Source organism: Pedobacter sp. Bi27 (assembly GCF_918698255.1).
Taxonomy (GTDB): Bacteria; Bacteroidota; Bacteroidia; order Sphingobacteriales; family Sphingobacteriaceae; genus Pedobacter.
Map to the genome: position 1 here is coordinate 285,158 of NZ_CAKKMW010000006.1, position 24,928 is coordinate 310,085.

Annotated in this window: 24 protein-coding genes; 14 read left to right on the forward strand and 10 right to left on the reverse strand. The window is 37.9% G+C overall.

All coding sequences use genetic code 11. The features are described 5' to 3' along the window. Positions 1-45: 45 nt before the first annotated feature. Positions 46-1,836 (reverse strand): ABC transporter ATP-binding protein, encoded by a 1,791-nt coding sequence (locus LQ227_RS20310; RefSeq protein WP_230145117.1) that lies wholly within the window; start codon positions 1,834-1,836, stop codon positions 46-48. 495 nt (positions 1,837-2,331) lie between these two features. Between LQ227_RS20310 and LQ227_RS20315 the strand changes: the two genes are divergently transcribed. The 4 genes from LQ227_RS20315 to yajC all read left to right on the forward strand — a co-directional run bounded on the left by LQ227_RS20315 (position 2,332) and on the right by yajC (position 5,275). Beyond that, a complete protein-coding gene (locus LQ227_RS20315; RefSeq protein ID WP_230145118.1) occupies positions 2,332-3,420 on the forward strand; it encodes a Glu/Leu/Phe/Val dehydrogenase in 1,089 nt (362 codons plus the stop codon). 51 nt (positions 3,421-3,471) lie between these two features. Beyond that, positions 3,472-4,422, forward strand: a complete 951-nt coding sequence (gene nusB, locus LQ227_RS20320) for a transcription antitermination factor NusB (RefSeq protein WP_215132507.1) — start codon at positions 3,472-3,474, stop codon at positions 4,420-4,422. 2 nt (positions 4,423-4,424) lie between these two features. Further along, positions 4,425-4,883: a DUF1573 domain-containing protein gene (locus tag LQ227_RS20325; RefSeq protein ID WP_230150785.1), complete on the forward strand. Its 459-nt coding sequence runs from the start codon at positions 4,425-4,427 to the stop codon at positions 4,881-4,883. Between the two features lie 71 nt (positions 4,884-4,954). Then, positions 4,955-5,275, forward strand: a complete 321-nt coding sequence (gene yajC, locus LQ227_RS20330) for a preprotein translocase subunit YajC (protein ID WP_116253395.1) — start codon at positions 4,955-4,957, stop codon at positions 5,273-5,275. 53 nt (positions 5,276-5,328) lie between these two features. On the opposite strand, the gene LQ227_RS20335 is transcribed toward yajC, so the two are convergent. Beyond that, the gene (locus tag LQ227_RS20335; RefSeq protein WP_230145120.1) at positions 5,329-6,261 is read right to left on the reverse strand and encodes an energy transducer TonB; all 933 of its coding nucleotides are present in this window, start codon (positions 6,259-6,261) and stop codon (positions 5,329-5,331) included. Positions 6,262-6,441: 180 nt separating this feature from the next. On the opposite strand from LQ227_RS20335, the gene LQ227_RS20340 reads away from it, so the two are divergent. The 4 genes from LQ227_RS20340 (at position 6,442) to LQ227_RS20355 (ending at position 9,271) form a co-directional block, all read left to right on the forward strand. Next, positions 6,442-7,389, forward strand: a complete 948-nt coding sequence (locus tag LQ227_RS20340) for a YbbR-like domain-containing protein (RefSeq protein WP_230145121.1) — start codon at positions 6,442-6,444, stop codon at positions 7,387-7,389. Further along, a complete protein-coding gene (coaE, locus tag LQ227_RS20345; protein WP_230145122.1) occupies positions 7,389-8,006 on the forward strand; it encodes a dephospho-CoA kinase in 618 nt (205 codons plus the stop codon). The genes LQ227_RS20340 and coaE overlap by 1 nt, the downstream gene beginning before the upstream one ends. Before the next feature lie 42 nt (positions 8,007-8,048). After that, positions 8,049-8,993 (forward strand): MBL fold metallo-hydrolase, encoded by a 945-nt coding sequence (locus tag LQ227_RS20350; RefSeq protein ID WP_230145123.1) that lies wholly within the window; start codon positions 8,049-8,051, stop codon positions 8,991-8,993. Positions 8,994-9,124: 131 nt separating this feature from the next. Continuing rightward, a complete protein-coding gene (locus LQ227_RS20355) occupies positions 9,125-9,271 on the forward strand; it encodes a DUF5522 domain-containing protein (protein WP_230150789.1) in 147 nt (48 codons plus the stop codon). Between the two features lie 45 nt (positions 9,272-9,316). On the opposite strand, the gene LQ227_RS20360 is transcribed toward LQ227_RS20355, so the two are convergent. The 5 genes from LQ227_RS20360 to LQ227_RS20380 form a co-directional block, all read right to left on the reverse strand. Further along, positions 9,317-9,922 (reverse strand): Uma2 family endonuclease, encoded by a 606-nt coding sequence (locus tag LQ227_RS20360; RefSeq protein WP_230145124.1) that lies wholly within the window; start codon positions 9,920-9,922, stop codon positions 9,317-9,319. Between the two features lie 72 nt (positions 9,923-9,994). Then, a complete protein-coding gene (locus LQ227_RS20365) occupies positions 9,995-10,600 on the reverse strand; it encodes a Uma2 family endonuclease (protein ID WP_230145125.1) in 606 nt (201 codons plus the stop codon). A gap of 157 nt (positions 10,601-10,757) precedes the next feature. Then, positions 10,758-11,474 carry a ZIP family metal transporter gene (locus tag LQ227_RS20370; RefSeq protein WP_215132493.1) on the reverse strand — a complete coding sequence of 239 codons (717 nt, stop codon included), beginning with the start codon at positions 11,472-11,474 and terminating at the stop codon, positions 10,758-10,760. A 3-nt stretch (positions 11,475-11,477) separates the two neighbouring features. Further along, positions 11,478-12,041 carry a phosphatase PAP2 family protein gene (locus LQ227_RS20375; protein WP_230145126.1) on the reverse strand — a complete coding sequence of 188 codons (564 nt, stop codon included), beginning with the start codon at positions 12,039-12,041 and terminating at the stop codon, positions 11,478-11,480. Beyond that, complete coding sequence (locus LQ227_RS20380; protein WP_230150791.1) at positions 12,038-12,769, reverse strand: bifunctional 2-polyprenyl-6-hydroxyphenol methylase/3-demethylubiquinol 3-O-methyltransferase UbiG; 732 nt, start codon at positions 12,767-12,769, stop codon at positions 12,038-12,040. The genes LQ227_RS20375 and LQ227_RS20380 overlap by 4 nt, the downstream gene beginning before the upstream one ends. Positions 12,770-13,041: 272 nt before the next feature. On the opposite strand from LQ227_RS20380, the gene glmM reads away from it, so the two are divergent. The 6 genes from glmM to LQ227_RS20410 all read left to right on the forward strand — a co-directional run bounded on the left by glmM (position 13,042) and on the right by LQ227_RS20410 (position 21,171). After that, complete coding sequence (gene glmM, locus LQ227_RS20385; RefSeq protein WP_230145128.1) at positions 13,042-14,427, forward strand: phosphoglucosamine mutase; 1,386 nt, start codon at positions 13,042-13,044, stop codon at positions 14,425-14,427. A 132-nt stretch (positions 14,428-14,559) separates the two neighbouring features. Beyond that, the gene (locus tag LQ227_RS20390; RefSeq protein WP_230145129.1) at positions 14,560-15,708 is read left to right on the forward strand and encodes a cysteine desulfurase family protein; all 1,149 of its coding nucleotides are present in this window, start codon (positions 14,560-14,562) and stop codon (positions 15,706-15,708) included. Positions 15,709-16,934: 1,226 nt separating this feature from the next. Beyond that, positions 16,935-17,138, forward strand: a complete 204-nt coding sequence (locus LQ227_RS20395; RefSeq protein ID WP_230145130.1) for a hypothetical protein — start codon at positions 16,935-16,937, stop codon at positions 17,136-17,138. Positions 17,139-17,218: 80 nt separating this feature from the next. Beyond that, complete coding sequence (locus tag LQ227_RS20400; protein ID WP_230145131.1) at positions 17,219-18,118, forward strand: MBL fold metallo-hydrolase; 900 nt, start codon at positions 17,219-17,221, stop codon at positions 18,116-18,118. A gap of 619 nt (positions 18,119-18,737) precedes the next feature. Continuing rightward, on the forward strand, positions 18,738-20,057 hold the full coding sequence (locus tag LQ227_RS20405; protein ID WP_230150794.1) for a cytochrome ubiquinol oxidase subunit I: 1,320 nt from the start codon (positions 18,738-18,740) through the stop codon (positions 20,055-20,057). Between the two features lie 109 nt (positions 20,058-20,166). After that, positions 20,167-21,171, forward strand: a complete 1,005-nt coding sequence (locus LQ227_RS20410; RefSeq protein ID WP_230145133.1) for a cytochrome d ubiquinol oxidase subunit II — start codon at positions 20,167-20,169, stop codon at positions 21,169-21,171. A gap of 141 nt (positions 21,172-21,312) precedes the next feature. Here LQ227_RS20410 and LQ227_RS20415 read toward each other — a convergent pair whose 3' ends face one another. The 3 genes from LQ227_RS20415 to accD all read right to left on the reverse strand — a co-directional run bounded on the left by LQ227_RS20415 (position 21,313) and on the right by accD (position 24,705). Further along, positions 21,313-22,860, reverse strand: a complete 1,548-nt coding sequence (locus LQ227_RS20415; protein ID WP_230145134.1) for a M20/M25/M40 family metallo-hydrolase — start codon at positions 22,858-22,860, stop codon at positions 21,313-21,315. Between the two features lie 236 nt (positions 22,861-23,096). Next, on the reverse strand, positions 23,097-23,561 hold the full coding sequence (locus tag LQ227_RS20420) for a YciI family protein (protein WP_230145135.1): 465 nt from the start codon (positions 23,559-23,561) through the stop codon (positions 23,097-23,099). Between the two features lie 298 nt (positions 23,562-23,859). Continuing rightward, positions 23,860-24,705, reverse strand: a complete 846-nt coding sequence (gene accD, locus LQ227_RS20425; RefSeq protein WP_057933455.1) for an acetyl-CoA carboxylase, carboxyltransferase subunit beta — start codon at positions 24,703-24,705, stop codon at positions 23,860-23,862. Positions 24,706-24,928: the final 223 nt, after the last annotated feature.

A 24,928-nucleotide genomic window follows, 5' to 3' on the forward strand; every position in this document is an offset into this window, starting at 1 on the left:
ATATAAAGCAAATATTTAAAGTTCAAAATACAATTTTAATACAATTTAAATAGTTCGGGTTTCCTCCTCCAAAAGTTGGTGGTTATAAAGCTCCGTATAGCTGCCATTTAAACTAAGTAATTCATTGTGTGTGCCTTGTTCAATGATTTTGCCATTATCCAGCACCAAAATCTTATCCGCATTTTTAATGGTAGAAATCCTGTGGGCAATTAAAATACTTGTTTTTCCATCCATAATTTTACCAAGATTTTGTAGTATTTCCTCCTCGGTTTTAGTGTCAACCGCCGAAAGACAATCATCGAATATTAAAATCTTAGGTGATTTAATCAATGCTCTGGCGATAGAAACGCGTTGTTTTTGTCCTCCAGAGAGCGTTATTCCACGTTCGCCAAGCATGGTTTCGAATTTTTCTTCAAAATCGATAATATTGGTATAAACCGAGGCATTTTTAGCAGCAGTATGCACTTCTTCATCCGTAACCTGGTCTAAACCAAAGGCAATATTGTTCTTTATGGTATCAGAGAATAAGAAAACCTCTTGTGGTACAAAGCCAATCTGGCTGCGGTAATCTTTAAGGTTTAAAGCTTTAATATTTTTTCCATCAATATCAATGGCACCATTTTCTACATCATACATCCGCATAATCAGATTGGCCAATGTCGATTTCCCGGAGCCCGTTTTTCCGATAATGGCTACAAATTCGCCACTATTAATCTCGAAACTCACATCTTTTAAGGCTTCAATCCCTGTATCTGGGTAGGTGAAACTTACCTGGTTGAACTTGATATTGCCGGTTAGCTCAATTTCAACAGTTTCCTTCGATTGGATGTCAGAGGGGATATCTAAAAATTCATTTATCCGTTTTTGCGATGCGGCAGCCCGCTGAATTAAAGAAGTAACCCAGCCCAACATGGTTACCGGAAAGGTTAACTGGTTGATGTAAATGATAAATTCGGCAATATTCCCTGCGGTGATGCTGCCATTCATTACCTGGATACCACCTATATATATGGTTAAAATGGTACTCAGGCCAATTAATAAAAGCATGGTTGGATAAAACAGTGCCGATACTTTAACCAGGCTCATCGAATCTTTTTTATAATCGTTGCTCTGGATGGAGAACATGTTTCTGGTATAATCTTCACGGACATATGATTTAATGATCCGGATCCCCGAGAAACGTTCCTGCACAAAACTCGAAAGATCTGATAAACGTTCCTGTATCTTCCCGCTTTTTTTAAAGATCAAAGTATTTACATAGTATATAATCACCACCAGAAAAGGGAGGGGTAATAAGCAGTAAATGGCTAGTTTTGCATTTACATCAAACATCGACCATATAATAAGTACCGATAACACAAAAGTATTAATCGTGTACATAATCGCCGGACCAACGTACATCCTTACCCGGTTAACATCTTCTGTGGCACGGTTCATTAAGTCGCCGGTATTGTTTCGGCGGTAAAAACCCAGGCTCAGCTCCTGATAATGTTGGTAGATGTCGTTTTTCATATCGAACTCTATATGCCGCGACATTAAAATAATGGTTTGGCGCATAAAGAACAGAAAAAGCCCCCGCAATAAATAAAGTGCAATAACCAGCAAACCAAAAAACAGAAGATTGCTGCTAAATATATCGTAAATTATAGCCTGGCGATCGAAACCGTAAAACAGATTAAATACCTGAATGTTTTCGGTAATCAGGTCAACCGCATATCCAATTACCTGGGCTGGCACTACACCAAAAATATTAGAAATTACCACGAAAATACTTCCGGGTATAATCCACCATTTGTATTTAAGAAAGTATTTGTTTAATCGGCTTAAATGTTTCATTCTATACAAACTTAGCTAATTTTGTTATTTCATGACGCATATTTATCTATTCGGGTCTAAGCTTTAAAAATTAATGACATTGGTGGCGCAAAATGTTATTTGTAGGGCTTGCTTTTAAATGTTTTTGCTTTTGAAAACGAGTGGTTCTGCCTTTCATCGCTATAGTAGCCCTGCTATCCATTTCAAGCCGATTGAAGGATCGGGCTTTACATTGCTATCAGGTTTATTTAACTATGGCAATAGGGCTTGGTTAAACGAACTCTGTTGTCAGTTTAATTATAGAAACTGAGAAGCATTGGATGTTTATCTCATTCGCTTCGTACGCCTTGGTTCGTGTCTTCACGAACCAAACATTAGTGAATTTAACCAGGTTTTAAAAATCTCAAAGGTTTATTAATTTAGTCAGAACCGAATTAATTTTGTTATAGTTTCGTTAAATACGTGTAATAATGGTTTTTTATTTTAATTTTGCAGCAGGTTATCCGAACGTTCAATATGCCAGCAAATTCTCCGTCAGGTTTTTCAATTTTAGATCAATTAAGTGCCTATGGCCATAAAAAATTGGTTTTTTGCAACGATCCAGATACAGGTTTAAAAGCAATTATTGCTATACACGATACCACATTGGGCCCTGCTTTAGGTGGAACACGTATGTGGAGTTATAGTACAGAAGGCGAAGCTTTAGAAGATGCACTGCGTTTATCGCGTGGAATGACTTACAAGGCAGCGATAACCGGATTGAATCTGGGTGGTGGGAAAGGCGTTATTATTGGCGATTCCAGGAAAGATAAAACAGAAACTTTAATGCGTAGCTACGGTAGGTTTATTAAAAACCTAAATGGCGAATTCATTACGGCAGAAGAAATGGGTACCAATACGCGTGATATGGAATATATCCGTATGGAAACCAATTATGTTACTGGTGTTCCCGAATCAATTGGTGGTGCTGGTAATCCGGCTCCTTTTACCGCGCAAGGTGTTTATTTAGGCATTAAAGCAAGTGTTAAAGAAGTTTTCGGTACAGATATGCTGGCCGGAAGAACCATTGTAGTACAAGGTATCGGAAATGTTGGTGAGCATTTGGTTGCACTGTTAAGAAAAGAAAACGCCGAAGTTTTGATCAGCGATATTAACCAGGAGCAATTAACTTACGTTGCCCGGAAATATAAAGCAAAACCGATCGAAGCCGATAAAATTTTTACCACTGATGCCGATGTTTATGCGCCCTGTGCAATGGGGGCTACCGTTAACAACAAAACCATCGAAAAAATGAAGTTTGCAATTATTGCAGGTTCAGCAAACAATCAGTTAAAAGATGAGGTTTTAGATAGCGAATTACTTTTGAAGAAAGGGATTTTATTCGCGCCTGATTATTTAATTAATGCTGGTGGATTAATTTCTTGTTATTCGGAGTTGACCGGCTTTGGTAAAAAACGCACCGTACAGCTTACAGAGAATATTTACGATGCTACACGAAGTGTAATTAAGTTAAGCAAAACCGAAAATATATCAACCAATATTGCAGCCAATCGCATAGCCGAAAAACGGATTGCAGATGTTAAAAAAATTAAATCGTCATATTAAATCATAATTATTAAAACAGGTTTTAAAAAAACCGCACTCGTTCTTACATTCATGTTAAACAGAAGGCACTTAAGAATCAAAGCTTTGCAAAATATTTTTGCTTGGCACATGGCAGACAAAAAAGACATTAAAGGTGATTTGAAAACTTTAATGCAGAGCATCGATAGCGTGTACGAAATGTACATCTGGATGTTATCTTTAATGGTAGAAGTTACCGAATTTACTGCTAACGACGCCGCAGAGCGCGCAAATAAGTTTATTAAAACCGCAGAGGATATTAATCCCAACATGAAATTGCTGCACAATAAGTTTAGCGTTTTAATGCAGCAGAATCCCGAGTACGTATCTGCAGTTAAAAAATACAAGGTAGATTGGGGGTTCGATCCGGAAATCCGTAAAACAGTTTACAATTCCTTAAAAGCATCAAAAGAATATGCAGATTATCTTGCCGATCCAAACGAAAGTTTAGAGTCGTCAAAAGATATCATCAAATACATTTTCAGGAAAATCATCTTAAAAAACCAGGCCATTTTGCAGGTTTTCGAAGAGAAATTTATCAACTGGCAGGTAGATCACGAAGTGATGAAAGGTATGGTGGCCAAAACCTTGAAAAACTTTACTTTCGAAGATCCTTTTAAAAATAAATTGACCGAAATTAGTGCAGATTGGGTTGAAGACAGCAAATTTGTTCAGGATCTTTTTGTGCATACTTTGCAGAATGATGCAAAATATCAGGAAATGATTGCCGATAGAACTAAAAACTGGGAATCGGAGCGTATTGCATTAATGGATACCATTTTAATGAAAATGGCCATTTGCGAATTGTTAAACTTTCCATCTATTCCGGTTAAAGTAACCATCAACGAATATTTAGAGTTATCAAAAGATTACAGTACACCGAAGAGTAATTCGTTTATTAACGGTATTTTAGACAAAATTTTAGGCGATCTTAAGAAAAACAATACGATTAAAAAGATCGGCCGCGGATTAATCGAAGATTAAAAATGAAAAGAACATTTATCTTGGCTATTGCTGCGCTTTCATTTGCAGCATGTCGTAATGCAAATAATCAAACCAGCGAAACTGCAACAGCTGTTTCAGTTGGCAACGATACTTCAAAAACAGCTAAAGTTGCTCCGGCAGATGCGCCTGTTATTGTTTTCGAACGAGATATTTTCGATTTCGGTAAAATAACGCAAGGTGAGAAGGTTAAGCACGATTTCAAACTTAAAAATACAGGTAAAAGTCCGCTTATTGTTTCAAATGCAACTGCAACATGTGGTTGTACTGTTCCTCAGGTACCGGGCGAACCTATTTTGCCAGGTAAAGAAGGGGTAATTAGCGTAGTTTTTAATAGCGAGGGTAAAATGGGCATGCAAGATAAGGTAGTAACCGTTACGTCAAATGCAAATCCAACGGTAACCACTGTTCATTTGGTAGGAGAGGTACTTGCTAAAAAATAAATTGGGTTGATTGTCTATGGCAATTGCACGTAAATAACCAACTATTCACAAAAAACACAAATAAATAAGAAATGACATCAACAGTAATATTACAGGCAGCAGCAGGTGGCAGTAACATGCTAACTACAATCGTACCAATGGTACTCATCATGGTAGTTTTCTACTTTTTCATGATCCGTCCGCAAGTTAAAAAAGCTAAAGACCATAAAAAATTGGTTGCAGAACTGAAAAAAGGAGATAAAATCGTAACTACCGCAGGTATTCACGGTCGTATTGCCGATATGAATGAAACAACTTTTTTAATTGAGGTTGAAGGCGGTGTAAAGATCCGTTTCGATAAATCAGCAGTTTCTTTAGATGCAACCAAAGCAGTTGTAGCGCCTAAAGCTTAGTTTTTGAATTAAAAATATTAAAAATGCCACCCTCATTAGGTGGCATTTTTTGTTTACCGCTGGGCCAGGTTTATATTAATATTATATTTTACCCTAACCGGAATGCCGTGCTGCTGGCCTGGAATCCATTTCGGACACTGGTCTAACACCCTGATTGCTTCTTCCTGAGTGCCATACCCAAGATTATTCTTAAACTCATAATCTGTTAAACGGCCATCTCTTTCCACCACAAAACTAATATACAACCTTCCGCCTACACGGTTCTTTTGAGCTTCACTAGGAAATTTGTAATTTCTAGTCAGATACCTATAAAATTCTACCATTCCACCTTTAAAATCTGGTTGCTGCTCCATTTTATCATAAGTAATCTGCTTGCCATCTTGTAAAGTGGCAGTTCCCGATTTAAATTTTCCATTTTCATAAATTTCTTCATAAGTCGCTTTATTTGCTGTTCCCTTCCAGGTCCCATCTTTATAGCCATCCTTATAGTTCCCTTCCTCTCCCTGACCTTTTTCATCACTTTTCTTAAATATTCCATTGCCATCTTTAATAAACTGATTTCCCAAAGAATCGATGCCCGTTATCCATCGCCTTTGCTTTGGGTTATTGTCATCATATTGGAATATGTTTTCCAGCTTTCCGTTATTGTTATAATAAGTGCATTCGCCACTCAGAGCGCCATTTTTATAATTAACCTTTGATGTTAGAATCCCTTTTTTATTAAAGCTTTGTCTACTCCCCTCATAAACAAGCGTTGGCGTGTATTTTGAAACTGTACCTATTGTTTTTTCCGTATTGTCTGGATAAAATTCGTATAACCTGTATAAGGTTGGTGTATCGGTTTCCTGGATAACCCTCCGGTAATCGTAATCATCCTTATTTTCGGTAATCATGTCTTTTTTGAAATAAGATACAGTTGATCTTTTTTGTGCAAAAGAACTAATGCAGAGTGTTAGGGTAATGAGCGTTAAAATGTGTTTTTTCATATCTGTTTTTAATTGTCGACTACGAATATAGTTATCAATACATAATCTCAAGAATTAGTTGCATTAATTTATCATTAAACATATAAGTTTTTGAGCAGCTATTTAGTTTTGCTACATTTGACGCTATTGTGGTAATTAAATAACGGTTTCATCCGCATCATTTTTATTTTACACTATGTTATGCCCTTTATCAGATTAACGAAAATTGAAAAAAGACGTGTATTTAGCTTATTGGCCTGCTTACTGCTGGCTATAGCGGCATGGCTTTTTATGGCGTTAAACAATAAGTATATTTATGTGGCAAAAACTGTTCTGGTGTTTAAAAATACGCCTACTAAAAGAGCATTTTATCCTTTGCAGTCTGATACGATAGATTTACAGGTAGAAGGAACTGGTTGGCAATTGCTTTTTGCCCGTTTACGGATCAGTCCACCCTCTGTTTCAGTTAATTTAAGTCAGCTCAATACCAAAGATTTTATTGTTTTTTCTGATCAGCTATTCAATATCAACAGGCAGTTAGAAAGTACACAAAAGGTAATTTCTGTTAAGCCCGATACCCTGTATTTCGATTTTACGAAACGGGTAGTGAAAAAAGTTCCTGTAAAACTGATCGATAAATTGAGCTTTGAAAAGCAATATGGTATCTCTAGTGAGGTTATTCTCAACCCAAAATATGTTAAAGTAGCCGGACCTATTGAAGAACTGGCCAAAATAAAATTCTGGCCTACCGATACGCTTAAGCAGGATAAAATACAGAGCAGCAGTACTACAAGGATAGCGCTACAGCACAGTATCCATAAAAATGTAAGTATTTATCCTTCATCTGTAGAGGTTAGATTACCTGTTGATGAATTTACGGAGAAGACTATCGAAGTGCCGTTAAAAATTACAAACAATAGGAATTATAACAATCTTAAACTATATCCTAAAAAAGTTAAAGTTACCTTCTTAGTCGCGTTAAGCAATTACGATCAGGTTGACGAAAGTTTTATTACCGCTACCATTGATGTAGACGAATGGCAAATTTTAAAGCACCATCAGTTTACGGTGAAGATAACCGAGTTTCCTGATTATTGTAAACTGGTAAGCGTAATGCCTTCCAAAATAGATTTTATTGTAGAAAAATAATGTATAAAGTAGGTATAACAGGCGGAATAGGCAGTGGTAAAACAACGGTTTGTAAGGTTTTCGAAGTATTGGGGATCCCGGTGTTTTACGCCGATACCGTTGCCAAAGAAATCATGTGCAAAGATCTTTTGTTGGTGGAGGGAATTAAATCTACTTTCGGGAAAGAAAGTTATTTCGAAGATGGAAGCCTAAATAACAAGCATATCGCTGGCATTGTTTTTAATAACGAGGAAGCGCTTGCAAAATTAAATGCATTGGTTCACCCGGCAGTTTTTAGGGCATTTGATGCCTGGGAAGAAACAATTCCGGCCAATACGTCATATACCTTAAAAGAAGCTGCTTTGTTGTTCGAAAGTGGCTCTTATAAAATGTGCGATACCACAATCCTGGTTACTGCTCCTTTCGAAATCAAAATGAAGCGGGTAATGCTGCGTGATGGGGTTACAGCAGAGCAGGTTAAAGCACGTATGGATAAACAGTTGAGCGACGAAGAAAAAACGAAAATGGCCAACCACTTTATCATAAATGATGAGCAAGAATCTATAATTGAACAGGTTTTAGCTTTACATCAAGGATTTCTTAAGGCGGCCGAAGAATATAATAATGCCAGAGCTTAATCAACTTAAATCATAACATCCTTAAATCCTTTCATCCTGATCATGATTTTAGAAGATTTTATTACCATTACCCCAACGGGCTTGTATTGTGTTTACGGCGATTTTTACCTCGATCCGCAACAGCCTGTTAAAGAAGCGGTGGTTTCGCATGCCCATGGCGACCATGCCATTGGCGGGAGCCAGAATGTGTACTGTACTGCTGCTACCGCAACTTTTATGAAACACCGCTACCGTAAATTTGCAGCGGTCGATTTTTTTACCAAAAATTATCACGAATCCTTCAAAATAAAAGACGTTACCATTACTTTCTTCTCTGCGGGTCATATTTTGGGCTCTGCACAGGTTTTATTGGAGTATAAGGGGGTAAAATACCTCTATACTGGCGATTATAAGATTGAACCTGATAATACCTGTGCGCCTTTCGAATTTGTTGAAGCAGATGTGTTGATTACGGAAAGTACCTTTGCTAATCCAGAAACCAAACACCCTTCACCAATAGATGAAATTAAAAAGCTGAACGAAACCAATGCGAATATCATGCTTGGTTCTTATGCATTGGGTAAGAGCCAGCGGATTATCCAACTGCTTAATGCGCATTGTCCTACGAAGAACATTATGGTTCACCACAGTATTATGCCCTTTGTTAAAATCTACGAGGATTACGGAATGAAAGTAGGGCATTACAAAATGTACGATAGAAAGGTGATGAAAAATAATCAAGAGCATCAGGTTTATATTGTGCCGCCAATGGTTTTTCACAGTTACCATAAGGCGATTAATGTAGTACGCGCCTTTGCCTCTGGATGGAAGAACCTGCAACAACAAAACGGGATTTCACTCTATATTTCTGACCACGCTGATTGGGATGCAATTTTAGAAACCATAGAAAAAGTTAAACCAAAACAAGTATGGACTTTACATGGTGATGGTAAACAGCTTAAAGATCATTTTAAAAACAAACTTGAAGTTAAAATACTTAATGGATAAAAAAATGATTGAATGATAGCGTTAGAGAATGATTGAATTAGGCGATAAAGAAAAGACGATTAATAACTTCCCTCATTTAAGATTCAATCATTCCATAATTCACTCATTCAAAATCCTGTCATTCAATAATTATGTTAAAAGAAGGCGAAGATTTTTACTTTAATGAAGATGGATTAATGGTTTTTACCGAAGCCTACCATTTAAAACGTGGTTATTGCTGCAAGAATAAATGTAAGCACTGCCCATGGGGTTATAGGAAGAAGAAAGAAAAGAAGTAATGTAGTTGGCAATTCCAGTTTACATTTCTCAATTTATCTACAAACTCATTCCTCCTTATTAAAGCGAACATGATCATAAATATCGCTTAGCGCTATATCAAAACCCATCGAAACAATAGTTAGTTTATCAGATATCTCCTTGTGTTGATTGAGTGCCCAGTTTTTTTCCTCGTTAATGTAATACGCCTCTACCGACACCGATTCCGAATCGATCATAATGTATTCTTTTAATGAAGGAATGTCTTTATACAGGTTAAATTTTTTCCCTTTATCGTAATTTTTGGTTGAAGGTGACAGGATTTCAATAATCACAGTTGGTAAAATTGAGGTATCCTCATCAACATCGCTATGTATTAAGCCATTACAGTAAATCGATATGTCAGGATAGGTAAATAAAGTATTCTCCGGAATATTCATTCGTTTATCACTTCCATAAGGCCTGCAGGGCTTACCTTTAAGCTTGTTTCCAATTTCAATAAAAACGTTGCTGAAAATGTCATTATGGTTATCACCGGCACCAGACATAGCAAATACTTCGCCTTGGAAATACTCGTGCTTTACTGTTGATGCTTTTTCCATCTCGAGGTATTCTTCAACAGTATAACGTCTTTTTTGATAAGCTACAGCAGGTTCATTTATAATCTCATCCATATACTTACTAATTTATTGAATTGGTACGAAAGGTTAATGGTTTAAATTGCCCAATTGAAGTTACAAACGAAATCACATTGCAGCGTTAAAGGAAACATGGTTATAAATATCGGTTAAGGCTACGCCGAATCCCATCGAAATAAGATTTAGTGTATCAGAAATCTCTTCATGTTTGTTGAGTACCCAATTTTGTTCCTCATTAATATAATAGGCCTCTACCGACATTGATTCTGAATCAATCATAATGTATTCTTTTAATGAAGGAATATCTTTATACAAGTTAAATTTTTTTCCTTTGTCGTAATTTTTGGTTGATGGAGATAGGATTTCGATGATTACTGTTGGTTGCAGAATAGTGCTTTCATCCTCACTTAAATGTTTAATTTCGTTACAGTAAATAGAAATATCCGGATAAGTAAATAATGTATTTTCTGGGATATTCATTCGCATATCACTTCCAAAAGGAATGCATTTCGAACCTTTTAATTTAAAGAAAAGTGGACCGAAAACATTTGAAAATATAAGATTATGATTAAAGGTCGCACCAGACATTGCAAATACCTCCCCTTGGAAATACTCGTGCTTTACTGTTGATGCTTTTTCCATCTCCAGGTATTCTTCAATGGTATAACGCCGTTTTTGATAGGCTACAGCAGGTTCGTTTACAATCTCATCCATATACTAATTTACAGATGTTTTGTCGTAAAGGTCAAAACTATAAACGATTAAACGTTTAAAACGGATACAGAGCTATTAGCCTGAATGGTAATTGGTTAACCTTTTAAATTGGTTAATCGACTGCCGACTAAGGACTCTAGACTAAGGACTACTAACCCTAATGTCCTGCAAAGAAACCAATTAATGCTACACCAATCCCCAATAAAACGGCAATCATTTTGCGGGTATTGATTTTATGATCGGCACTCGATTCGAATAAGATGGTGGTAGAAATATGTAAGAAAATACCGATCACAATACCCATAATTTTATTGAAATAAGCATCAATGCCTCCAATAGTGCCATTGCTTAAGCCAACACTTACATAAAAGCCCAAAGGTGCCATGATAGCAAATACAATCAGATAAAATATAATACTGCTTTTCTTATAATGGTTTTGCATTAATATGCTGGCCAGCGCAAAAGCAGCTGGGATGTGGTGTAGCGAAATTCCGAAAATCAGCTCATTGTGCTGTTCTTTGGCTAAAGGCATTCCCTCTAAAAAAGCATGCAAACACAAGCTGATCATAATCCCAAAGGGAAAAACATGCCCGTCGTGATGTTTATGGATATGGCCATGCTCCACACCTTCTGAAAATTGCTCCAGGAAAATCTGTAATAAAAAACCAATCAGGATGAAAACACCAATCTGCCATTTGTCAGGTCCGCTGTAAGCGTCAGGAATTAAATGTAAAACTGTAATGGCAAATAAATAGGCGCCACTGAAAGACAAAATCAGTTTCAGTAGTTTAGATTTATCGCTCTTTACTAAAAATATAGCTGTCCCACCTAAAAAGGCACAGAAAAAGAGTACGCAGAGTTTCCAGATTTCCATAAGTTAAAAATCAGGTTGTAATTTTTTAAATATTCTAGAACAGATAATCCCTATGGTAATGCCTAGTAAAGCACCGGTAGTTACATCAACAGGATAGTGAACACCAACATATACCTGCGCAAAACTGATGATAAGCGCCCAGAAAATGCCGATAGGCAAAATAGGTTTCCATCGGCTATAAAAAATGCAGATTAAAAAAACGGCTATAGCAAAATGATTGGTGGCATGTGCAGACGGAAAGCTCAGGCCACTCCCGCAGGGAACACGGTGGATAATATCGTTCGCCAAACTTAAATCATTACAGGGCCTAACCCGGGCTACCCAAGGCTTTACTACTCTCGACGCAATTAAATCGCCCATGGCGAAGGTGAAAAGAACCATGCCTATAATGTAATAACCCTGTTTCTTATATTGTTTAATACAAAAAACAACAATAAAAAGGTAAAGGGGCGACCAAAAGAAACGGTTACGCATTAAAGGCATCAACCAATCAAAAAAGCTGTTTGAAAGCCCACGATGGATTTTCAAGAACAATTCTACATCAAATTGCTGTATGCTTTCTATCATGCTTTTTTACAGATTAAAATTAACCGGTCTGAACTGTTTTCGTCAAAATCGTCTAAACCATAACTGCCAAAAGTTTTTTCGATAACCATCCCTGCCTTGGTAAGCATGCGCTGGAAATCCTCAAAACTAAATGCCTGCACCCGTTCTTCGAAATTGTATACCTTTTGTTTGTCTTCGAAATTTATCTTTTTGATAATTTTTCCGTCGATCACATTTTTGGTGATATTAAAAGTTATGCCATCAAGCGATTTTGTTTCGCAATGATTTAAGTTGCGGATAATTTTTTCGGTATTAAAATAATCGAGCACCAAAATCCCCTCAGCTGTTAAGCATTTTCGAAAGGTTTTAAGTGCATTTACATGGTCTTTTTCGGTATCGAAATAACCAAAACTAGTAAACAGATTTAAGGCCACATCAAAGTAATTGATGTAAAATAACCTTCGCATATCGTGTACAAGAAAATGTAATTTATTGTTTTCGAATTGCTTGGCGTATTTTATACTTTGTTCCGAAAGGTCTATTCCGGTAACATCAAAGCCTTTTTTGTTTAAATAGATTGAATGCCGGCCTTTGCCACAGGCAATATCCAACATTTTAGCATCGGCCCTTGGGTGTAAAAACTCCGTAAGTTTATCGATGAAAAATTCGGCTTCAACATCATTTCGTTGTTGATAAAGAATATGATAATATGGCGAATTAAACCAATATTGAAACCACTTGCGTTGCATATAAAAGCCGTTTGTATCTTAAAAAGATGCAAATATAAGGTTTTACAGTCGCTAGTAAAGTTAGAATATGCTTTTATGCAATAAAGTTGCAAGAATATTATGAATACGATATCAAATTAAACACACGTTTGTTTTTGACCATAGTCTCAATTCTGGAAAACTGATCGTGCAAATAGATATAAAAGCAATGTAAATTAAAGTGCACAAACACTCCTAAATAGCTGCTATCTTGTTTTTTTTCTTATTTTTGAGCCTCAATTAAATTATATACAGTGACTTTAATAAAATCAATTTCAGGAATACGAGGAACCATTGGCGGAAGGGCTGGAGACGGCTTAACCCCATTTGATATTGTGAAATTTACAGCTGCTTTTGGTAGCTGGGTGGTACAGAAAACAGGCAATAAAAGAATAGTTTTAGGTCGTGATGCCCGTATTTCGGGTGAGATGGTGAATAACCTGGTTATTGGAACTTTACAAGGCTTGGGTATTGAGGTAATCGATTTAGGTTTGTCAACCACGCCAACTGTAGAAGTAGCTGTACCCGATGAAAAAGCAGGTGGCGGTATCATTTTAACCGCAAGCCATAACCCAAAACAATGGAATGCCTTAAAATTATTAAATGCCAGTGGTGAATTTATTAGCGATGCTGACGGAAAAGAAGTTTTAGATTTGGCAGAAAGCGCTGATTTTGATTTTGCTGATGTAGATAAATTGGGTAAAGTAATTAAAAACGATACTTACCTTCAAAAACACATCGATAAAGTTTTAGCATTACCATTGGTTGATGTTGAGGCAATTAAAAAGGCCGATTTTAAAGTCGTAATCGACTGTGTAAATTCAACCGGCGGCATTTTTATCCCTGCTTTGTTAAAAGCTTTAGGTGTGAGCAAGGTGGTAGAATTATATTGTACACCAGACGGGCATTTTCCGCATAACCCTGAACCACTGCCAGAAAATTTAACCGAAATATCGAAAGAAGTTCAGAAACAAAATGCCGATTTAGGGATTGTTGTTGATCCGGATGTTGACCGTTTATGTTTTGTGAACGAAGATGGCAGCATGTTCGGCGAAGAATATACTTTGGTTGCTGTTGCCGATTATGTATTGAAAAATACACCAGGAAATACGGTTTCAAACCTTTCATCAACACGTGCATTACGCGATGTTACCGAAAAAGCAGGAGCAGAATACAATGCATCAGCAGTAGGAGAGGTGAATGTAGTGAACAAAATGAAGGCAACAAATGCCATTATTGGTGGCGAAGGAAACGGTGGGATCATTTATCCCGAATCGCACTACGGAAGAGACGCCTTGGTTGGCATTGCCTTATTCTTAACACATTTAGCTAAATTTGGCAAATCGATCTCGGTATTACGAGCCAGTTATCCACAATACCACATCTCTAAAAACAAGATTACCCTTACGCCAGAGATGGATATCGATAATCTGTTGAAACAGGTAGAAGAGAAGTATAAAAATCAACCATACAGCACAATTGATGGATTAAAGATAGAATTTGATAAAACTTGGGTACATTTGCGCCGTTCTAATACTGAGCCGATCATCAGGATTTACAGTGAAGCAGAAAATGAAACCATTGCCGAGAATTTGGCTAACAAAATTATTTCTGACATTAAAGAAATATTACACCTTTAATCTCTAAAGGATTTCAGGATTAAGCATACCTGTTCAGGGTTTAATAAAACGATTAAACCCTGAACATTTAAGACAGAGACTGCCACTAGCAAGGTATCTTTGCAACATACTAACTTTTAAATATTCGTAGAAATGAAAAGGGTCTATTTAGATAATGCGGCCACAACGCCTTTAGATGCAGCAGTAATTGCAGAAATGACAAACGTGATGGAAAACTATTTTGGTAATCCATCTGCCATTCATGCGCTTGGCCGCGAGGTAAGAACCCTTGTAGAAAAAGCCCGTAAAACCGTTTCTGGTCTGTTAAATGCCTCTCCATCCGAAGTGTTTTTTACTTCGGGAGGTACTGAAGCCGATAATACGGCCATCCGTTGTGGAATTTCAGCTTATGGAATTAAACATGCCATTACTTCGAAAATAGAACACCATGCCGTTGAGCATACTTTAAATACGATGCTTAAAAATGGTGAAATCGATAAATTAAGTTTCGTTAATATTGACGAAAAAGGGAATGTCGATTACAATCATTTAGAAGAACTGCTTCAAAATAACGAACGTACTTTTGTTTCGCTAATGCATGCCAATAACGAGTTGGGTACACTGACCGATATGGTTAAAGTTGGCGATATCTGCGAGAAATACAATGCCATTTACCATGCCGATACCGTTCAAACCATGGGGCATTACCCACATAACGTACGTGAGCTTAAAGCACATTTTATAGTTTGCGCAGCACACAAGCTCCACGGACCTAAAGGTGTTGGCTTTTTATATGTAAACAGTAATATTAAAATTCCACCGATGATTTATGGTGGGGCACAAGAGCGCAACATGCGTGGTGGTACCGAAAATGTATATGGTATTGTGGGCTTAGCTAAGGCCTTAGAAATTGCTTATGCCGAAATGGATCAGCATCAGGCCTATATTCAGGGTTTAAAAGATTACCTGAAAACACAGTTAATCGCCGAAATTCCGGGCATTGCTTTTAATGGCGAAACAGATGCCGATAAAAGTTTGTACACAGTACTGAATGTATCGTTTCCAGAGATGGATATGGCTGATATGTTGTTGTTTAATTTAGACATCAATGGTATCTGTGCTTCTGGTGGCAGTGCCTGCTCTTCGGGTTCGAATATTGGTTCGCATGTATTAAATGGTATTAATGCCGATCCAAACCGTCCTTCAGTGCGCTTTTCATTTAGCAAATACACTACAAAGGAAGAGTTAGATTATGTAATCGAAAAAGTTAAAATGGTAGTAAAGCAAAATGCTTTAGCTTAAAATATCATTAGCCAAATAGGAGCGTCCCGGTGAGAATCGGGACTTTTTTTTGTGATAAAACATAGTTTGAAGTTCATTTTTTTGGAAAGCAAAGACAGCATTTCATTTTTAAGTTTTTGTCCTGCTTTACACCTATACGCCTGCAGGCCTTAGCCACTTGGCCGGTATCCGCTTCAATCAGGTTTATGTACAGAAGTCGGTGCTGCTGTTTACGGTTATAGCATAATGCAAAAGAAGAATTAACTTTGTAAATAAATTCTCTGCGCCCTGCAGCCCTAAATAGTACGGCCAGCTGTGCCACCTAAACCTGATCGGAGCGAACATCCCGTTTTTATCGGGATAAAGTGCAGCGCAGGACTGTACTTGCCTAATACCACTGTACCTGATTTCCGAAATAAAAAACCGCGTTTGAAATAGTTACCGCTTATATCGAAGCAAAAAAAACTCTTGCAAAACTCAAAAATAAAACTTATATTTAATTAAGATAAAGGCAATCCACGCCATTTTAATGTTGTTCCAGAACGAAACCTTATCAAATTCCCCGTGGTATAAGGTTAAGCAAATTTTAAATAGCTTTTTTATTCGCGCATTGTGCAGTTAAAAGGCATTCTGATTAAAATTGTTAACCCTGAAAACTAACCATGTTTTCAACAATCTATATCGTCATGGAAAAGAGCCAAAACAATCAAAATCTAGAGAACGCGAAGCAGGAAGAAAAATTAAATGAAGAAAGGAAACACATTTACAAGTTTATCCTTAATCCATTTTCGTTTGAATCTTCAAACCATTTCAACAAAATCCATAAAAGAAGATTTCATTCTTTCGGCTGCATTCACGAATTGGGAAAACTTCCGGGGGCAATGTTTTAATTGTGAAGATAAACCTGTTTAATTAATGCTAATGGCCTTTCTAAGGAGAGGCTATTTACTTCTTTGTGTTATGAGATAATGCTTTGGTTGAAGTGCAACAACCAATAAGATTATGCTATGCTGTATTTGATGAGGTATTAAACCTGGACTTTTAACTTAAATGTTTTTGCCACGGAAACACGAAAGACACGGAATATATCTCTCGTTTTGTCATTCTGAGCGAAGTCGAAGAATCTTTTATCAATGACTATCATTAACGGGCTAATAAGTTACTCAGCAATAAACCCATTCCCAAAACAATTAAGAAAAACAATCTTATTTTTCACTTGTTTCTTTAATACATCAATTTACAATACTATGGAAACAAATAAGGAAAAAGGTAAAGTTGTTGAGAACGATTTGCTAGATAAAAAAGTAGAAGATGTGAGAGATCATGATTCTTTAGATGAAAATAAATCATCGAAAATAACCACCAATCTTTTTGATAAAGAGGATAAACGCAAGAATAATCCACTAGGGCCAGGACACGAACCCGGACCAACACCAGGTTCAGGAATATAACTGGTTGGAATATAATTTACGAACAAAATGACTAAATTTAAACCACAGCAATTGCTGTGGTTTTTTAGCTAAATCCCAAAATGGAAAGAAGAAATTTTATCAAAAATTCAGCATTGGCCATGGCCTTGCTTTCAATTTATAAAACAGATGTTTTTGCACAGCAAGCGCTAACGCGTGCTTACAACTTTAAACCATTGCGCAATAATGTAGGGATATTTACCGAACAGGGCGGTACAATAGGCTGGTTAAATTCGAGCAATGGTTTTGTGGTGGTAGATGCCCAGTTCCCAACTTCGGCGCCGCATGTAATCGAAGAATTAAAAAAATTAGGCGAAAAACCTTTCAAATACCTGATTAATACCCATCATCATGGCGATCATACCGCTGGCAATATCTCCTTTAAAGGATTGGCCGAAAAGGTTGTGGCGCATCAAAACTCCTTGGTTAACCAGAAAAGAGGTGCCGAGAAAGCAAATAATTTAGACAAACAGTTGTTGCCTGATACTACTTTTGGAACAAAATGGGCAGCAAAAGTAGGGGATGAGAACATAAAAGCTTCTTATTATGGCTCTGGTCATACCAATGGTGATGCCGTTTATCATTTTGAGCATGCAAATATTGTGCATGTAGGCGATTTGGTGTTCAACCGTAAGTTTCCTTACATTGATCGGGAAAATGGTGCACACATCGGTAATTGGATCACGGCATTGGATAAAATTTTGGCCCAGTTTGATAACGATACCCTGTTTATCTGGGGGCACAGCTTAGATCCTGAGAAAGTAACAGGAAACAAAGCAGATGTTAAAGCTTTTCAAAATTACCTGCAGAACCTTTTAACTTTTGTGGGCGGAGAAATCAAAGCAGGAAAAAGCAAAGAAGACATCCTAAAAGCAAGCTCAATTCCAAATTCAACAGAATGGAAGGGAGAGGGTATTCAAAGGAGTTTAGGTGCTGCTTATGACGAGCTGAAAGGGGTTTAGAAGATTTTCGTCATTGCGAGAAGGCTTTTTCAGCCGACGAAGCAATCTCATAAGCGGTGATTATTATCTTATCCTAATTTAGGAAAGGATTTTTTTGCTGTTAATTTTTGAACGCGTTAATCCATGGCTAATCCTTCGACTACGCTACCATTGACGTTATTTTGCAAATAATTATTAATCAACATTTTAACAAATTTCGCATTTCCATCCAGCTAGGCCATAGTACGGTATCCCCGTTCTACTTAAATCCGGCCTAACAAATTTTTCGGGCTGCACTGCCCAAGCCTACCTGCTGGCTTCGAAAGAAAAATTTTCAGCCGGCAGTTTTTGTTTCTTTTTGATGCCAAAAAGAAAGAGCCCTTAGGCGGCGGCGAGCCGAGGCAAGGTTGAGCCAAGGGCAATAACCAAATATATACGTCATTCATATTGATTTTTATACAATAAATTACCCCTCAGGATGACAAATAGCGATATTTAGTATTTATGTGTTAAAGAACATCCAAATCTATTTCCAATTTATAAACGTTCTATATTTAAAATAATCCTTTCAACATCATTGAATTACCGTAGGCTTTAGTGTTTAACAACTATATTTGTTACAATTCAAAATCTACAGCTCATGGATGATTTTATCGCAGCCCGTTCCCAAATGGCCTTATCGTTAGGCTTCCACATCATTTTTTCCTGCATAGGCATGGTTATGCCTTTCTTTATGGCCGTATCGCATTATAAATGGCTTAAAACAAACGATGAGGTATATAAAAATCTCACCAAGGCCTGGAGTAAAGGTGTAGCGATATTTTTTGCTACCGGCGCGGTATCAGGTACCATGTTATCTTTCGAATTAGGCCTGCTCTGGCCAAAGTTTATGGATCATGCAGGACCAATATTCGGGATGCCTTTTTCGCTGGAGGGAACAGCCTTTTTTATCGAAGCAATAGCCCTTGGCTTTTTCTTGTATGGCTGGAATAAGTTAAATAAATGGTTCCATTGGTTTACCGGGATGGTTGTAGGGGTAAGTGGTTTAGCCTCCGGAATATTGGTTGTGGCTGCAAATGCCTGGATGAACAGTCCGGCAGGTTTTGATTTTGTAAACGGACAATACCTGAATATCGATCCCATACAGGCCATGTTCAATAAAGCATGGTTTAGTCAGGCGCTACACATGTGTTTGGCCGCATTTACCGCTACGGGCTTTGCTGTGGCAGGTGTACATGCTTTAATGATCCTGAGAGACCGTAATAAAGAATTTCATCTAAAAGCTTTTAAAATAGCAGCCATATTTGCTTGCATTGGCGCATTATTGCAGCCTTTGAGTGGCGATATTTCGGCAAAAGATGTAGCCAAAAGGCAACCTGCTAAACTTGCGGCTATGGAGGCATTGTACAAAACCGAAAAGCCTGCCCCACTATTGATTGGTGGAATTGTGAACGAAAAAGATAAAGCCGTGAAAGGTGCAATCGAAATTCCAGGTGCTTTAAGTTTTCTGGCGCATGGCGATTTTAGCGCTGAGGTAAAGGGCTTAGATCAGATTCCAGAAAATGAGCATCCTCCGGTAGCCATCACACATTATGCTTTCCAGATTATGGTTGGAATTGGCACACTACTACTTTTAGTATCCTTAACTTATTTCTTCACTTTATTTAAAAAGAAACCTTTAACCGAGAAACGCTGGCTGTTGAAATTATTTGTTGTGGCCATTCCGCTTGGTTACATCGCTTTAGAGGCCGGCTGGGTAGTTACAGAGGTTGGTCGACAGCCATGGATTATTTATGGGGTAATGCGCACTAAGGATGCCGTTACACCGATGCCGGGCATTGCTTACTCATTTTATATCTTCTCGGCCATTTACGTTTCTTTAAGCCTAATTGTAACGTTTTTGCTTTACCGCCAGATTAAAATGGTGCCAGTGCTCTATAACAAACCTGAAACAAAATAATTAATTAACCACAGATAAAAAGGATGAACACGAATGAAGGCTTGAGACTTGCAGTCGAATTATCAAAATCTGTGTTTATCTGTGCAAATCTGTGGTAAAAAAATAAATAATGGAACAAGTTGTAATTACATTTTTATGCATGGCCATTCTGCTTTACTTTTTATTGGGTGGGGCCGATTTTGGTGCAGGGATTATAGAGCTATTCACTTCAACAAAAAATAGGAGTAAAACCCGTAAAACCATGTATCAGGCCATCGGTCCGGTTTGGGAGGCTAATCACATGTGGTTAATTATTGCCATTGTAATCCTTTTCGTAGGTTTCCCGCATATTTATACCACCATGTCGGTTTATTTGCATATTCCATTGGCGATTATGCTCATCGGAATTATTGCCCGGGGTACCGCCTTTGTATTCCGCCATTACGATGCTGTTAAAGATGATATGCAGTGGTTTTATAACCGCATATTCAGGTATTCGAGTTTTGTAACTGCGTTGTTTCTTGGCATTATTGCCGGAAGCTTAATTTCAGGGCATATCGATACGCAGGCGAACGATTTTTATACCGCGTATATTTCGGGTTGGTTGAATTGGTTTTCTGTTGCTGTGGGCTTATTTACGGTCGCGCTCTGCGGTTTTCTTGCCGCGATTTACCTTATAGGTGAAACAAAAGAAGCACATGATAAACGCCGTTTTATTAAAAAGGCGGAATTTATGAATGTGGCTGCCGTAGTTTTTGGTGCCATGGTGTTTATTGCCGCACAGCGGGATAAAATTCCGTTGATTGATTGGGTTTTTAAGAGCAATGTCGGGTTATCGGCCATTATTTTGGCCAGTTTATCTCTTGTGCTGTTATGGTACCTGCTAATTAAAGGTAAAACAAAAGTTTTACGCATTTTAGCTGGCTTTCAGGTAACGATGATCCTTTTAGCCATTAGCTACGCGCATTTTCCAAACTTTATCCGCTTAAAAAATGGTGATGCAATCTCACTTCTCGAAACTGCAGGGCCCGAAAAAACCATTTATAGTTTAGGTTTAGCACTTTTATTGGGGAGTGTATTGATTCTGCCTTTTTTGGGATATTTGTTTTATAAGTTTCAGAAGAAAGAGGAGTAATGCCGATTGTTGTCACGCTGAGGTACGAAGCATCTGCAATAAATGAAACAGATGCTTCGTGCCTCAGCATGACAGTATATTCAGGGTTGCTGCAAGAAAAAAGAGCATCTGTTTCCAAATGCTCTTTAAAATATTCTTTATCTACAACCCGCCTTTTCTATTCGATTTGGTTTGTACCGGCCAGGCTGCTGGTTTTCCGGTACGTTCGTTTACAGGTAAATCTGTTGCTTTTTCAGTTGAGGTTTTTTCAGGATCTTCTGATGCCATATAAACCATAATGGCTGCTAAAATTACATTGCTTTTAATCTCATCGAAAACCAGTTTATCGTAACTGTCGCGGTTAGTGTGCCAAGTATAAGTGCCATAATCCCAGCTGGTAGAACTTAACGAGTAACCCAAAGCTCCGGCAGCAACAAAAGAAGCAAAATCAGAACCTCCTGCACCAGGCGACCCAGGGAAACTGGTTTTGATCTGATTTTTAATGGTATCAGGAACTGCAGCCAACCAACGGGTAATGTAGTCTTTCGATTTAGCAAAGCCTTGCCCGCCAATATTCACCACTCGGCCTGTACCGTTATCCTGGTTAAATAAAGCCTGAAGATTGCTTACAATTTCCGGATGATCTTCTACAAAAGCCCTTGAGCCATTTAAGCCCTGCTCTTCACTTCCCCAATGCCCAACCAAAATGGTACGTTTAGGGTTAGGATAGATTTTTTTTAGAATGCGCATCGCTTCCATCATCAAGATGGTACCAGAACCATTATCGGTTGCGCCACTTGCGCCATCCCACGAATCGAAATGTGCCGAAAGCATTACGTATTCATTTGGTTTCTGTGTGCCTTTTATTTCGGCAAGGGTATTAAAAGTAGGTACAGTACCTAATTTTTTAGATTCTGCCTCAATTTTAAGCCTAGGTTTATCTCCATTGAGCGCCAAGCGGTAAACCAAGCCATAATCTTCAACAGATAAATCTAAAGTTGGGACCTTTTTCGTATTTGCACCAAAAATTTTATCTACACCAAAACCTTGCGACCAGTTATTGATCACTACTGCTACTGCACCTGCATTTTCTATCGCTACGGGAAGTGTTTTTGCTGTTAAACCCGTTTTGGCTATGCTGGCTATCCATGCTTTAGCGGCATCGGCTTTTTCTTTTTTAAATTTCTCGAACAGATCTTTGGTGGCAAATTCTTCCCAATTTTTTTCTGGTCGGCCAGATAGTTGATTCATCGAAATCAATACGATTTTACCTTTTACATTTGGCAACCATTTTTGAAAAGATACCGAGTCTGTAATTGCTGGAAGAATAATCGCTTCTGCATTAATGGTTTTACCGTTTGTGGATGGACTCCAGGCCAATTGTGTGCCTTCTAAGGTTCTAACCCGCGGACTTATTAAATCGATGTGCGTAATGCCTCTTTCCCAGCCGGCCCATTCGCCCCATTTTTCATTTTTTGCAGAGATGCCCCAATCGCTATATTTTTTTACGGCCCAATCATTGGCTTGTTTCATTTGTGGTGAACCAACTAAACGTGGTCCAACAACATCTAAAAGTTCGTGAGCGAGTTTCTCTAATTGAGTGTTTTCGTTCACTTCTTTAACAATATTGTCGATTATTTTTTTGTCTTGCGCAAATATGCAGGTTGAAGTGCATAGCAATAGCGCAGAAAAGAGTAGTTTTTTATTCATAATTAGTTAGGGTTGATTATTTGATAAGCTAATTTATGAAATAAGGAGTGGGGTTGAAGGATGTTAATGGAAATGTTGCAGTAAATAGGATCGTCATTGCGAGGTGATTTTTCATCACCGTGGCAATCTCACAAGTTGAATCCTTAATGATTCACTAAGCTGAAAAGGTCAGATGTAACATCTGACCTCACTATATTAACTTCTCCGTGCCTTCTGTGCTTCCGTGGCAGACAACCCTAAAAACTGCTCTTTTGGATCTTATCGTGAAACGGCAAATACTCAGCTAGTGCTGCAGAGCCATACCAATTGTACAATTCTGGTTCCAGTAATTTGGCTTTTATGGCCGGATCGCTTTCCAATAGTTGTTTTGCCTCTTCGATCGATTTTGTATTTAAAACGAAAATGCCACGGTAATTTTTATCATTTTTACCCATCGGGCCAGCAATTACGAGTTTTTGTGCTTCGACCATTTTGCCCATGTTTGCCATATGTCCGGCAAATAAACTATCTGTTTTGGCTTTGGTTTCTGTGGTATTCGTACCCGATTTCAGCATAACCAGAACATACATTTTCATGCCGTAGTTGTCGGCACCAAGCTTTTTGGCTAAGGCTTCATCATAAGGGGCTTTGGCTTTTTTCTCCTGCGCTTGTATAGCGAGCGTAACGGTGATTAGGGAGATTAATAGGAATAACTTTTTCATTTTAGTTTATGGTTTGGTTAGTTTAAAAATAAGAAAAATTGCGGTTATTTATTCCCCTCCTTTGGAGGGGTGCCCGCAGGGCGGGGTGGTTGTAGCATTCGCTGGAAAAACCCCTCAAAAGAACCACCGGCCCATATTAATTAAACCTGATTGCCGCGGAAAGCCCGGAGTGTAGCGAGGACTTAAAGCAAAAAGCAGGACTGAATTCACCGATTTATTCAAGCCCTGCTTTTCTAAATATTATGATTTTTTTAGTACGTAGACCAATGAACTAATGGCTAATGAACTATTGAACCAACTAGTTGTTCATCATTTTAATAAAAGCGCCCAATTTAGCTTTCATGGCTCTTCTATCTACAATGAAATCGAGGAAGCCGTGTTCAAGAACGAATTCTGAAGTTTGGAAACCTTTTGGTAAATCTTTTTTAATGGTTTCTTTAATTACCCGCGGACCAGCGAAGCCGATCAGTGCGCCTGGTTCTGCAATATTAATATCGCCTAACATGGCGTATGATGCAGTTACACCACCGGTAGTTGGATCGGTTAATAAAGAGATATATGGAACTTTAGCCTGACCTAATAAGGCGAGTTTGGCTGATGTTTTGGCCATTTGCATTAATGAAAATGCGGCTTCCATCATACGGGCACCACCTGATTTTGAAATCATCAGGAACGGAACTTTATGTTTAATGCTATAATCGATCGATCTTGCAATTTTTTCGCCCACAACTGAACCCATCGAACCGCCAATAAAAGCAAAATCCATACAGGCAATTACGAGGTCTTGCCCTTCGATTTTACCAACACCGGCACGGATAGCGTCTTTTAAGCCTGTTTTAGCCTGGCTTTCTTTAATTCTATCGGTGTAAGGTTTGTTATCGTTAAAATTTAAAGGGTCGCCTGATGTTAAGTTAGGGAACAGCTCTTTAAACTCGTTATTATCAAATAAAACCTCGAAATATTCTTTTGAGCCTACTCTCAAGTGGTAATCGCAGTAATGACAAACGTATTTGTTTTCCTGAAGTTCTGCCTGATGTAGCGGTTTTTTACAATTTGGACATTTATTCCACAAACCATCTGGTGCTTCTTTTTTCTCCTCTGTTGTGGTGATGATACCTTTTTTTTCTCTCTTAAACCAAGCCATATAATTTTTTGAAGAATTGGATTGCAAAGAAACGAAAAATATAATAAAGTCGACCCTTATTAGCTGTAAAAATAGTCAATGGTGAGTTGGTTGATAGTCGATTGGCAATAATGCAAGCGTTGGACAGGTAATTGAAAACTCGGCTCGGGCTACTGTTAACTGCTAATTGTAAAACTTAAGTGTGTCTTTTTTACACTAAGGATAATGTCTTTTTTACACTAAA